The organism is Aeromonas dhakensis (genome assembly GCF_002285935.1).
Lineage (GTDB): Bacteria > Pseudomonadota > Gammaproteobacteria > Enterobacterales > Aeromonadaceae > Aeromonas > Aeromonas dhakensis.
In genome coordinates this window covers 2,604,536-2,617,140 of record NZ_CP023141.1, presented here as the reverse complement: position 1 = coordinate 2,617,140, position 12,605 = coordinate 2,604,536, and the positions used below count along the sequence as shown (strand labels likewise).

Below are 12,605 nucleotides of genomic sequence, written 5' to 3'. Positions count from 1 at the left end.
TCGGCAGTGCCATCTCTGGCGGGCATCCCTCCCCGCCAGGCCCATGAGCTCGCCGATCAGAGGTAATCGCGCACCAGCAGTTCAGCAATCTGCACGCTGTTGGTCGCCGCGCCCTTACGAACGTTATCGGCCACGATCCACATATTTATACCGCAGGGGTGAGAAATATCCTGGCGAATCCGGCCCACCTGTACCTCGTCCTTGCCGGTTGCATCGCGCACCGGGGTCGGATAGTCATGCTCGTCGTCAAACAGGGTGACGCCCGGCGCACTGCGCAGCAGCTCTTTCACCTGTTCGGCGTCGAGCGGCTGGTGCAGCTCGACGTGGACCGCCTCGGCATGGCCGTAGAAGACCGGCACCCGCACGCAGGTGGGGTTCACGGCGATGCTGGCATCCCCCAGGATCTTCTGGGTCTCCCACACCATCTTCATCTCTTCCCGGGTGTAGCCGTTGTCGGTGAAGCTGTCGATCTGCGGAATGAGGTTGAAGGCGATTTGCTGCGGGTAGAGGCTGGGCTCCACCGGACGACCGTTGAGCAGATGGGCGGTCTGGCCGGCCAGCTCGCTCACCCCCTCCTTGCCGGAGCCGGAGACGGACTGATAGGTCGCCACGTTGATGCGAGCGATACCCACCTCATCGTGCAAAGGCTTCAGTGCCACCAGCATCTGGATGGTGGAGCAGTTGGGGTTGGCGATGATGTTGCGGTTGCGAAAATCGGCCAGGGCGTCCGGGTTCACTTCCGGAATGACCAGGGGGATCTCTTCGTCGTAACGGAAGCAGGAGGTGTTGTCGATGACGATGCAGCCGTGCTCGGCGGCAATCGGCGCCCACTTGGCAGAGACCTCGGCCCCGGCGGAGAAGAGGGCGATCTGCACCTGGCTCCAGTCAAACTCCTCCACGTCCAGGATCTCGACGTTCTTGCCGGCAAAGCGCACCGTGTCGCCGGCGCTGCGGCTGGAGGCCAGCGGATAGAGGGTGGCGACCGGGAAGGCACGCTCTTCCAGGATCTCGATCATCGCCTCGCCCACGGCGCCGCTGGCGCCCAATACCGCTACGTTGAATTGCTGACTCACTGCTGTTCTCTCCTATGATGGTGCCGGTGACGCGCGCTGGCATCACCGCTGGCAGGCGGACCTGCCTGATAGCGGGTCTGGCGTCAGCCAGACCGGGTATGGGCGGGACAAGGCTCCCCCCCTTCAAGTATGTAGAGCGTTCAGCCGGGCTGGCAGACAAACCCGAGCCGGGCCAGGGCATCGCTCGCAAACGGCCCCTTCAGCTGCAGGGCCGAGAGCTCGCGCCGCTCCGGATAATCTTTGCGCTGCTCATCGAAGCTGCCCGCCACACCGAGCCGGTTGCGAAAACGGGCGTCATCACGGCGCACGTCATAAACAAGGTGGACCAGTTGCTTGATCAATGCCTGATCCGCCGGCTGGCCCGGCGTCACCTCGCGCACCTCGGGGATGGGCAGCAGACTCTGCAGATCCTGGCGCGGCGTGCGCCCCAGCTGCCGGCAGAGCGCCTCATAGAGCATCCAGGTGCCACGGGCCTTGCCCTCCAGGCTGTAACCCGCGATGTGCGGCGTCGCCAGCTCGGTGTGGGGCACCAGGGCCTGCAGCGGCTCCGGCTCCCCTTCCCACACGTCCATCACCAGCCGCAGCGGCGTCTGGCTCTGCTGGCGCGCCAGCAAGGCCTGGTTGTCCCACACCTCGCCGCGGGAAGCGTTGATGAGGATCTGCCTGGCCGGGCGGGCGGCAATCTGCGCCGCATCCAGCAGATGGAAGGTGGCATCCGGCCCTTGACGGGTAATGGGAACGTGGAAGCTGACGATGTCGGCCTCAAGGGCCTGCTGGTAATCGACAAACTGCGCCGCCTCGTTGGCCTCGGCGGCGCGGGCACGGGGCGGATCGCAGCGCAGCACCCGCATGCCGAGGGCTTCGGCCTTGCCTGCCACGCACTCGCCGGTGTTGCCGGCGCCGATGACCGCGAGGCTCATCTCGTTCAAGTTGAGCTCATGGCGCTCGGCCAGCACCAGCAGGGCGGAGAGCACATAGTCGCCGACCGAATATTTGTTGCAGCCGGGGGCACTGAAGAAGGGAATGCCCCGCTCGGCCAGCAGCGCCTTGTCCACGTGATCGGTGCCTATGGTGGCGGTGCCGACGAAGCTCAGTCGCGGGCAGCTGGCCAAGAGGGCTGCGTCCACCCGGGTGACGGAGCGCACCAGCAGCACGTCGGCCTCTTGCAGATCCGCCGCCTGCATCTGCCTGCCGGGCAGCGGGACGACCTCGCCAAACTCGGCAAACAACTCACGGGCGTGGGGCATATTCTCATCAACAACGATCTTCATCGGGCTCTCTCACTTCGCTAGCGGCCACAAGCGCGCCATTCTAGCCCAAACAGACCGAAGTTTCAGATGCTTATTCACCCATACGCGGCCGTCGCCGCGACTTTCTGCCGGGGTGGGTGCGCTGTTGCCTCATCTGCGCCCGATGAAGCGCCCTGCCCGGGCAATATCTGCTGACCGCCCCCGCCATCAGCGGACCCTGGTCAACAATCAGACCATCATCACACTCATTTGTAACCCCGTGTTACAGGGAGCGGGGCGCGACTTGACCGACCGGGTTGGGCTGGCACAATGACGCCTCTTTTTTTCTGCCCAGGAATGGGCACCTTGCCGAGCCCCGTTATGCCGACTCACGCCTCTTCCCTGCCGCGCCGCCAGGTGCTTTGTTTCAGTGCCGCCCTGATCCTGCCGCTGCTCCTGCTGGTCTGCCTGCCCTGGCAACCGTTCATGAGCCAGGCCCTGCACTCGGACTGGCTCTGGTGGCCCTACGCCCTTACCCGCATGGTGGATGTGCCCGGCATCGGCGTCAGCATCCTGGCCCTGCTGCTGCTGACCCGACACAAGCTGACGCTCAGCCTGCCGGCACTACTGGCCCTCGGCGCCGCCCTGTTTGCCGTGCTGGCCGGCGACTGGCTCATCAAGAGCCTGATCAAGCACCTGACCGAGGAGCCCCGCCCCTACCTGCTCTGGCTGGAGAGCCAGAACCTGATCCCCGCCATCCAGCAGTTCTACGCCGGCAAGGTGGAGGTGCGCAGCGAACAGGTCCATGCGGCCAGCCAGCTGCTGGCGCTGCCCGAGTGGCTCGCCAACCACTGGCAGGCGGAGGTGAACTACGCCTTCCCCTCCGGCCACAGCATCGCCGCCATGAGCCTGGCCCAGTTCTTCGGCCTGATCTGGCTGGCGCGCGCCCCCGCCGGCGCCTGGTTGCTGCCGCTGTGGGCCATCGGTGTCGGCCTGTCGCGCATGCTGATCGGCATGCACTGGCCGCTGGATGTGCTGGCGAGTGCCCTGCTCGGCAGCCTCACCTCGCTGTTCGCGGTGCGCTGGTGGCTGCGCCGTTACTAACATCCGCACGATACAAAAAACGGGCACCTGCGGGTGCCCGTTGTTGTTCTCTGCTCTCTGCCGTGGTGGCTCAGTTGCTGGCGCTCGCGCCCTGCCACCCCTGCGGGTACTTGTAGCCGACGAAGCGCTTGGCGGCATAGGCCTTGAAGGCGGCCGAGTTGTAGGCCTCTGCCACATCTTTGGCGAAGGGCTTGTCCGCATCGGCACTTTTTACCACCACCCAGTTGATGAAGTCGTAGCTGCGCTCAAGGAACAGGCCTGAGCTGAAGGGAATGCCGCTTGAGGCGGCAAAGTTGCCGTTGATGACTGAGAAGTCCACGTCTTCGCGCGAGCGGGGCAGCTGGGCCGCCTCCAGCAGCACCAGCTTGAGGTTGTGTGGGTTTTTCACCACGTCGAACTCGCTCGCCTTGAGCGGGTTGATCCCCTCCTTGAGGGTCAGCCAGCCCAGATCCTGCAGCATCAGCAGCGCCCGCGCCTGATTGGTGGGGTCGTTCGGTATGGCCACCGTGCTCCCCTCCTGCACCGCCTTCAGATCTCCCAGCTTGCCGGCATAGAGCCCCATGGGGCCGGTCGGTACCTGGGTAATGGGGGCGAGCGACAGCCCCCGATCCTTGGCAAAGCTCTCCAGATAGGGCTTGTGCTGGAAGCAGTTCACATCGAGCGAGCCGTCGGCCAGCGCGATATTGGGGGTCACGTAGTCGGTGAACTCCACCAGTTTGACCTGATAGCCCTTGGCTTCGAGCTGCGGCTTGATGGAGTCGGTCACCATGTCGGCAAAATCCCCCACAGTGGTGCCGATGACTATCTCCTGTTTGGCTGGATCGGCGGCCAGTGCAGCCAATGGCAGGGTTCCGGCCAGCAGGGCCAGGGCGGAAAGGGCAAAGAAGGAACGACGCTGCATAAAAACTCCCTGTAAAGATCTCAACGGCTGGCTCGATGGCAGAGTCGGGCTTGAATCACCACAACCATCTAGCCATCCAAACGGCTAATTAAGCACACCATAACAGAGCCGTTTCTCTTCGCCAAGCAACAAAACCGGGCAAGGTTTGCCGGATGCTTGCTAACCCCGGCTTTCAACCTTGCTGGGTACCCAAACAAGAAATATTTGATAAACCACACAGTTATTGCTTTTGCCCTCTCCCCTAATCGGCCATAGCTGGCTTATCGTGGTCACTTGATGGCTGTTGCGTGTGATGGACCTTGTTATTCAACCAGCAAAGAAACTGCTGTGGACACATATCTGGCACTCAATGCTCTCATTTTTCAGGCCAAGAATATTCCATACATAGAGCAGACTGCGGCACAGTTTTTATTTCGAACGGAAAAAGTACCTAGACAGTGATAAATTTTTACAACTGAATTTATTGTGATGACAGGAGGTCACTTGAAGGATAAAGAGAAAATAGCGGTCTTTATCGATGCAGATAATGCACCAGCCAGCAAGATGGACAGGGTATTGTCAGAGCTGGCTCGCTATGGTGTAGTCAATATTCGTAAGGCATATGGCAACTGGAAAAATCCGACCCTTAAGTCATGGGAGGAAATATTGCATGAATTTGCCATTCAACCTGTGCAGCAATTCGACTTGACCAAGGGAAAAAATGCGACCGATATGGCTTTGGTCATCGATGTTATGGATGTGCTTTATACCAAGGATGTGGATGTCATCTGCCTCGTCTCTTCTGACTGTGACTTCACCCCACTTGTTACCCGATGTCTGGCTGATGGCAAGTTTGTGATTGGGTTTGGCGAGCGTAAAGCCTCGATGCCTTTCGTCAATAGCTGCTCTCGCTTTCTCTATCTGGATGCAGAACTGCAGGATATTCAAGAAGAGCACCCCGTTACCAAGCAAGCCAAGAATCTCAAGAGTGATACACGCCTCATCAATTTGCTCAGACAAGCCATTGAAGCAGTTGAAGAAGGCGGAGGCTGGGCAAGGTTAAGCCCAATTGGCAGCCATATCTCAAATCATGCCTCATTCGATCAACGAAATTATGGCTTTAAAAAACTCAGTGACCTGTTCATGGCAATTGACTTGTTCGAGATGAAGAAGACAGACAACTCAGTATTATGGGTAAGAGATAAAAAACGGGCATCCCAATTAACCAAATCCAGATGAAGTGATGGTTGTTTTTTCAACTGGCAGACAGGTGCAGGAAAAATACTTCGGCTCAGAGCTGCTACATTTTATGGCTTTGTTGCCACCAAATTTACATTTTGAATTACTTTATTTTTGACCTGCTCCGTCCCTGCCGGTAGGTTTATGCCTTATCGACACAGTGCCGTGACTCATATTTTATACGTCACCTTGTCAGTCGCGAACGACATGGAGAGTTCGCTCACTCACCAGCAGGGAGCACGACCACACCCTATTCAAGGAGTATTCATGACCCCCAAACAACATCTGCTCGCCAAGGCCATCTTTATCCTTGCCACTCTGTTCTCCCTGGCCATGATCGCCTTCGTCGCCTGGGCCGTCGTCACGGTCAGCCCGCTCCACCCGGCTGACATGGCGCCGTCGCAGAGTCTCAGCCTTGGCCTGGCAACCGCCATCGCCCTGTTTGTGCTCGCCTTCAACTATGTGGCCTACCGCGGGCTCACCGAACAGGTGACGGCCTTCAAGGTGGTCTTCTGGTGCTTCGTTGCCCTGCAGTTGTTCGCCTTTCCGATCGGTACCGTCATCGCGCTGACCCTCATCTATCTGTGGAACCAGTCGCGCGCCTCCCTCGCCCGCCCACTCGGTGCCACTGTTTCACTCTGATCCGGGAGAGTATCCATGCTGACCACCACGAACACCGGCCTGCTGGTCGTCGATATTCAGGGCAAACTGGCCCGTCTGGTCGAGGGGAGCGACGCCTTGATCGCCAACACCGCCAGACTGGTGGCGGGGGCCCGTCTATTGGGCCTGCCGGTTGTCTGGCTGGAGCAGAACCCGGACAAGCTCGGGACCACCGTGCCCGAGCTGCAGCTGATGCAGGCCGGCGATCTGGTGCTGGCCAAGCACTGCTTCGGCGCGCTGGGGGAACCGGTACTGGCCGACGCCCTCGCCCGCCAAGGGGTCAGCCACTGGCTGGTGTGCGGCATCGAGGCCCATATCTGCGTCTACCAGACGGTGTTGGGATTGCTGGACGCGGGCAGCCAGGTGTCGCTGGTAGTGGATGCGGTGTCATCGCGCAGCGCCGCCAACCGGGAGCTCGCCATCCACAAGCTGGCGGCGCACGGGGCCGAACTCACTTCGGTGGAGATGTGCCTCTACGAGCTGCTGGGCGATTGCCGCCATCCGGCGTTTCGATCCATTCTGGCGCTGATCAAATAGCCCTCCTGCCGGCCGGCCTATCCGTCTGGCCATCCGGCCTATCCGTCTGGCCATCCGGCCTATCCGTCTGGCCATCCGGCCTTTCGATCCATTCTGGCGTTAATCAAATAGCCTCCCCTATCGGCCAGTCCCTCCAGACCACACGGCACCATTGGCGCCGGGTGGCTTCCGGCCTATCCGTCTGGCCATCCGGCCTTTCGATCCATTCTGGCGTTAATCAAATAGCCTCCCCTATCGGCCAGTCCCTCCAGACCACACGGCACCATTGGCGCCGGGTGGCTTGCCTGCAGTGCCCCCTGTTTTCATCGCAGCGGCGCTCCCGCCAGCGCGAAGATTCCCCCCATCCTGCGCAGCTCCGCCCCGCCTTTCTCACACCGGTAACGGCCCGTCAAACGTTAACAAACGGTTACTAATCGATTGATATAAAAAGATAAATATCAATAGCACCAAACTGAGAAAAGTTCTCAATACAGCACAGAAAAGGATTCACAGGAACCCCCACATGGTCTGTCGATTATTTGTTGTGAGATTTCTTTGAGCCTTATCTCAGAATGAAAATGAGTGCTTTTTGACTCTGTTCTTCCCATGTATAGATGCCAGTCGCACCCAGGACGGTGCGATATAAGATGGAGTTTATTAATGAGAAAAACATCGTTAGCGTTGGCAATCTCGGCCCTGCTCTCGGCCCTGCCTATCGCTTCAGTTCAGGCGAGTGAGAGTTGCACCCCATTGACCGGCAAGGAAGCCGGCCTCGATACCGGCCGCAGCAGTGCCGAGCGCTGCCTGCCCGGCATCAACCCGCTGCAGGATCAGCAGTGGCACCTGCTCAACAGCGGCCAGAATGCCTTCAGCCCCCGCGGCGGCGTGGCAGGCAACGACCTCAACCTCTGGTGGGCACACCGTACCGGCGTGCAGGGCCAGGGCATCAACGTGGCCGTGGTGGATGACGGCCTGGCCATCGCCCACCCGGACCTGGCCGACAATGTGCGCCCCGGCTCGAAAAACGTGGTGACCGGCAGCAGCGACCCCACCCCGACCGATCCGGACAGTGCCCACGGCACCTCGGTCTCCGGCCTGATCGGGGCGGTCGACAACCGCATCGGCACCCTGGGGGTGGCGCCCCGCGTCCAGCTGCAGGGGTTCAACCTGCTGGACGAGCGCAGCAAGCAGCTGCAGAAAGACTGGCTCTATGCGCTGGGCGGCAGCCCCGCCACCGCCGACAACCGGGTCTTCAACCAGAGTTACGGCATGAGCCTGGTGGATCCGCAAAGCGCCAGCGGGCTGGATCAGGTACAGCTCGATCGCCTGTTCGAGCAGCAGACCCAGCAGGCGCAGGGCGCGGCCTACATCAAGGCGGCAGGCAACGGCTTCAACCGCATTGCCGCGGGCGACTACATGTTCAGCCGCACCGGCGTCCTGCCCAAGCTGCCGTTCGAGAACAGCAACATAGACCCCTCCAACAGCAACTTCTGGAACCTGGTGGTGAGCGCCATCAACGCCGATGGAGTACGTTCCTCCTACTCCAGCGTCGGCAGCAACGTCTTCCTGAGCGCCCCCGGCGGCGAGTACGGTACCGATGCGCCGGCCATGGTGACCACGGATCTGCCCGGCTGCGACATGGGCTACAACCGCACCGACGATCCCAGCACCAACCGGCTGCACAACAACCCGCAGCTGGATGCCACCTGCGACTACAACGGCGTGATGAACGGCACCTCGTCAGCCACCCCCAACACCTCGGGCGCCATGGCGCTGTTGATGTCCGCCTACCCGGATCTGTCGGTGCGGGATCTGCGCGATCTGCTGGCCCGCAACGCCACCCGCATCGATGCCGGCCAGCAGCCGGTCCAGGTCAGCTATACCGCCGCCAACGGTCAACCCCGCCAGGTCACCGGCCTGGAAGGGTGGGAGCGCAACGCCGCCGGCCTCTGGTACAGCCCCACCTATGGCTTTGGTCTCATCGACGTGAACAAGACCCTGACCGCCGCCGCCAACCACACCCCGCTGCCGCCGCTGGTGCAGTTGCCGGCTCAGAAGGTCACGGTGCCGCGCAGTGAAGGGAGCATCGCGGATGTGGGCAGCAGTGCCACCCGCTCCAGCACCCAGGTGGCGCAGGCCTTGACCGTGGAAGCGGTCCAGGTCACGGTGAGCCTGGATCATCAGCGCCTGCCCGACCTGCTGATCGAGCTGGTCTCCCCGTCCGGTACCCGCAGCGTGCTGCTCAACCCCAACAACAGCCTGGTGGGGCAATCCCTCGACCGGCAGCAGCTGGGTTATGTGCGCACCAAGGGGCTGCGCGACATGCGCCTGCTCTCCCACAAGTTTTATGGCGAAACGGCCCAGGGCGAGTGGCGACTGGAGGTGACCGACGTCTCCAACAGCAGCCGCCAGCTGACCCTGGTTGACCTCAACACCAACCGCCGCAGCACTCTGACCGAGCGCAACAACAGCCAGCCGGGTCAACTGCTCAACTGGTCCCTGCGGGTGATCGGCCACGATGCCGCCCGCTCATGATCACAAGGAGTCTCAAGATGAAACACAGCTTACTCGGCCTGGCCCTGGCCGGCCTCCTGGCTTCGGCCGGCGTGCACGCCGCCGATGAGTCGGTGGTGATCGACGGCAAACAGTACCGCACCATAGAGGTGAACGGTCAGACCTACCTCACCCCGGACAACGGCAGCAAGCAGCGGGTCGCCCGCAGCGCAGACGGCAAGGCGCCCCGGCAAACCCTGCGCAGCGGCGACGTACTGCTGCAAGGGGTGGCCAGCCCGGAGCTCACCGCCAGCGGCACCCTGCTGGTGGAAGCCGATGACAACCAGGCCAGCACGCTGGCCAGCCGCCACGGCCTGCGCTTCAAGCAGAGCAGCGGCGGCATCGCCCTGCTGGAAGCCAAGCCGGGCACCGATCTGAACGCCGTCGCCACGGCGCTCAAGCAGGAGGGGGTCAAGGTGCAGATTGAACTCGCCGGGGCCCTCAAACGGCCCAAGTAAACCGCTCCGGGCCAGCGCCCGGACGCTTTGACTTATCTTCGAGGGGGCCACCGGCCCCCTCGCGTGTTGCCCGCGGCCAGCGTCATTGGCCATCAGATCACCCCTTTTTCCCATCTCCCCTGCCCTTCTCCCCTCTTGCCACCTTCCACCCTTGGTTTGGCACCGCCTTTCGATGCGACCTTGCTCACAACTCGGCCCCCTTGCTCCCGCCGGCACATTTCTCGCTCCCCCGGGGCAAGGCGGCCATCGCCCGGCTTGTTAACCTGCCTGCAGCCAAACGCCGGCCCACGGGCCCGTTCGGTCTTCCTTGCGATATCCAATGGCAGCCGCCAGCAGAGCGGCCCAGCCCGGGCGGATGCCTTGCGCCCGGTGTCGATATCTCCTTTTTATTTTTATTCAGACAGTTACGAGGACGTCTTATGCCTATCACCACAAAATTGAAAGCGGTTTCACTGGGGGTCAGCCTGGCGCTGGCCGGCCTGCTGGTCGGTTGCAACCAGAATGATTCGGATCCCCTGATCAAGGACGATGCCTATTACCGCGGCCAGGCCGAGGCCATGGTGGCCAGGCTGACCCTGAGCGAGAAGCTGGACCTGCTCTCCGGCCCCGGTTACGGCAGTGCCAACGGCGCCATCAACGTCAAGCAGGACGTGCCCGGCGTGGCGGGTTACATCAACGGCGTGCTGCGCAGCGCAGACGGCATCGACATTCCGGCCCTTAAACTGGCCGACGGGCCGGCCGGGGTGCGGATCAACGCCAACCGCGACGGTGACAGCGCCAGCTACTACGCCACCGCCTGGCCCATCGGCTCGCTGCTCGCCTCCAGCTGGGACGTCAAGCTGGTCAAGGCCGTCGGCGAAGCCATGGGGGACGAGGTGCGCCAGTACGGGGTCGACATCCTGCTGGCCCCGGGCATGAACATCCAGCGCAATCCGCTCAATGGCCGCAACTTCGAGTACTACTCGGAAGACCCTCTGCTCACCGGCAAAATCGGCGCTGCCATGGTCAACGGGGTGGAGAGCAACGGGGTGGGCACCACCATCAAGCACTACTTCGGCAACAACTCAGAGACCAACCGCAACCAGATCAACGACATCGGCGAACCGAGAACCTTCCGCGAGATCTATCTGCGCGGCTTCCAGATAGCGGTGGACGAGGCCCAGCCCTGGGCGGTGATGACCTCCTACAACAAGGTCAACGGCACCTATGTCAACGAACGCAAGGATGCGGTGACCGACCTGCTGCGCGGCGAATGGAAGTTCGACGGCCTGGTGATGTCCGACTGGTTTGCTGGCGATGTGGCCAACAACGCCTACAAGCAGGTGCTGGCGGGACAGGATTTGATCGAGCCGGGCAACGTCAAGGAGCAGTTGCAGCAATCCATCGAGCACAGCGATCTCGACGAGGCCAAGGTGAACGAGGCAGCCATCCACATCCTGACCCAGGTGATGAAGAGCCCCTCCTACAACCAGCTGGCCATCAGCAACAGCCCGGATCTGACCGCCCACGCCAAACTGGCCCGTCAGGCCGGCGCCGAGAGCATGGTGCTGCTGCGCAACGAGGCCGCGGCCCTGCCGCTGGCGACAAGCAGCACCCTGGCTAGTTTTGGCATCAACCAGATCAACACCTACAAGGGCGGCACCGGCAGCGGGGATGTGAACGCCGCCAGCACCACCACCATCGCGCAGGGACTGGCGGCACGCTTCCCGGTCAACGAGGCGTTGCAGAGTTACTACCGCGATTTTTACGAGAACAACAAGGTCTATCACGAGGGGCAATTTGGCGCCAAGGGCTACTACACCTGCGCCGAGGCGCCAATCAGCGGCGATCTGGCAGCCCTGATCGCCAGTGCGGCCGCCACCCAGCAAGCCGCCGTCATCAGCATCGGCCGCCAGGCCGGGGAAGGGGCGGATCGCAGCAGCGGCAAGGGGGACTATCTGCTCGGCGATGACGAACGCGCCCTCATCGACGCGGTGAGCAGCGCCTTCCACGCCCAGGGCAAGAAGGTGGTGGTGGTGCTCAACGTCAACGGCGTCATCGACACCGCCCAGTGGGGCGACAAGGTGGATGGTATCCTGCTGGCCTACATGGCTGGCCAGGAGACCGGCCACGCGGTGGCGGACGTGCTCTCCGGCGCGGTCAACCCGAGCGGCAAGCTGGCCCAGAGCTTCCCGCACAGCTACGCCAGCGTCCCCTCCGCCGGCACCTTCCCGGGCGAGGACACCGACGGGGACGGCGAACCGGACGATCTCTACTACAACGAGGGGATCTACGTGGGCTATCGCTACTACAGCACCTTCGAGCAGGCGGTCTCCTACCCGTTCGGCTTCGGTCTCTCCTACACCAGCTTCAGCTACACCAGCCCCGCCATCGCCAGCAATACCCTGGCGGACGGCAGCGCCGGCAACCTGGTGCTGACCGCCACCATCACCAACACCGGCGCTGTGGCAGGCAAGGAGGCGGCCCAGGTCTATGTGACCGCCCCCGAGGTCAAGCTGAAGAAACCGCTCATCGAGCTCAAGGCCTTTGCCAAGACGGCGCAGCTGGCACCGGGGGCCAGCGAACAGCTGAGCTTCACCATTCCGGCCAGCATCCTCGCCAGCTTCGATGAGGCCAGCAACCAGTGGATCGTGGAGCCCGGTCGCTACAGCGCCTATATCAGCCCCTCGTCGGATGTCTCCGCCATCACGCCGGTCAGCTTCACGGTGAGCAAGGAGATAGTGGTGAGCAACACCACGCCGGGGGCACTGGCACTGCCGGCCGGAGTGGATCCCGCCAGCGTCACTACCATCACCCGCTAACATGGGCAGGCACGGCCGGGCACCCAGCCCGGCCTTGCCCGACAATTGCTCAGCAATGACCCGACCACGGGACCGGCCTTGCGCCGGTCCCG

Annotated in this window: 10 protein-coding genes; 7 read left to right on the top strand and 3 right to left on the bottom strand. The window is 62.2% G+C overall.

Annotated features, from left to right (window positions below):
• Window positions 1–56: 56 nt before the first annotated feature.
• Window positions 57–1,073 (bottom strand): aspartate-semialdehyde dehydrogenase, encoded by a 1,017-nt coding sequence (locus CK627_RS12425; RefSeq protein WP_095592483.1) that lies wholly within the window; start codon window positions 1,071–1,073, stop codon window positions 57–59.
• 140 nt (window positions 1,074–1,213) lie between these two features.
• The gene (locus CK627_RS12420; protein WP_095592482.1) at window positions 1,214–2,344 is read right to left on the bottom strand and encodes a 4-phosphoerythronate dehydrogenase; all 1,131 of its coding nucleotides are present in this window, start codon (window positions 2,342–2,344) and stop codon (window positions 1,214–1,216) included.
• Window positions 2,345–2,659: 315 nt separating this feature from the next.
• Between CK627_RS12420 and CK627_RS12415 the strand changes: the two genes are divergently transcribed.
• Window positions 2,660–3,406: a phosphatase PAP2 family protein gene (locus CK627_RS12415; protein ID WP_081852213.1), complete on the top strand. Its 747-nt coding sequence runs from the start codon at window positions 2,660–2,662 to the stop codon at window positions 3,404–3,406.
• Between the two features lie 70 nt (window positions 3,407–3,476).
• Here CK627_RS12415 and CK627_RS12410 read toward each other — a convergent pair whose 3' ends face one another.
• Window positions 3,477–4,307 (bottom strand): MetQ/NlpA family ABC transporter substrate-binding protein, encoded by an 831-nt coding sequence (locus tag CK627_RS12410; RefSeq protein ID WP_017764173.1) that lies wholly within the window; start codon window positions 4,305–4,307, stop codon window positions 3,477–3,479.
• Between the two features lie 483 nt (window positions 4,308–4,790).
• Here CK627_RS12410 and CK627_RS12405 point away from each other — a divergent pair, with 483 nt between their 5' ends.
• The 6 genes from CK627_RS12405 (at window position 4,791) to CK627_RS12380 (ending at window position 12,513) form a co-directional block, all read left to right on the top strand.
• Window positions 4,791–5,525 carry an NYN domain-containing protein gene (locus CK627_RS12405; RefSeq protein WP_095592481.1) on the top strand — a complete coding sequence of 245 codons (735 nt, stop codon included), beginning with the start codon at window positions 4,791–4,793 and terminating at the stop codon, window positions 5,523–5,525.
• A 267-nt stretch (window positions 5,526–5,792) separates the two neighbouring features.
• Window positions 5,793–6,167: a hypothetical protein gene (locus CK627_RS12400; protein ID WP_054544569.1), complete on the top strand. Its 375-nt coding sequence runs from the start codon at window positions 5,793–5,795 to the stop codon at window positions 6,165–6,167.
• Window positions 6,168–6,182: 15 nt separating this feature from the next.
• Window positions 6,183–6,722: an isochorismatase family protein gene (locus tag CK627_RS12395; RefSeq protein ID WP_095592480.1), complete on the top strand. Its 540-nt coding sequence runs from the start codon at window positions 6,183–6,185 to the stop codon at window positions 6,720–6,722.
• A gap of 639 nt (window positions 6,723–7,361) precedes the next feature.
• The gene (gene asp, locus CK627_RS12390; protein WP_095592479.1) at window positions 7,362–9,236 is read left to right on the top strand and encodes a serine protease Asp; all 1,875 of its coding nucleotides are present in this window, start codon (window positions 7,362–7,364) and stop codon (window positions 9,234–9,236) included.
• Between the two features lie 17 nt (window positions 9,237–9,253).
• Window positions 9,254–9,712 (top strand): serine protease chaperone, encoded by a 459-nt coding sequence (locus CK627_RS12385; protein ID WP_017783047.1) that lies wholly within the window; start codon window positions 9,254–9,256, stop codon window positions 9,710–9,712.
• A 419-nt stretch (window positions 9,713–10,131) separates the two neighbouring features.
• The gene (locus tag CK627_RS12380) at window positions 10,132–12,513 is read left to right on the top strand and encodes a beta-glucosidase (protein WP_095592478.1); all 2,382 of its coding nucleotides are present in this window, start codon (window positions 10,132–10,134) and stop codon (window positions 12,511–12,513) included.
• Window positions 12,514–12,605: the final 92 nt, after the last annotated feature.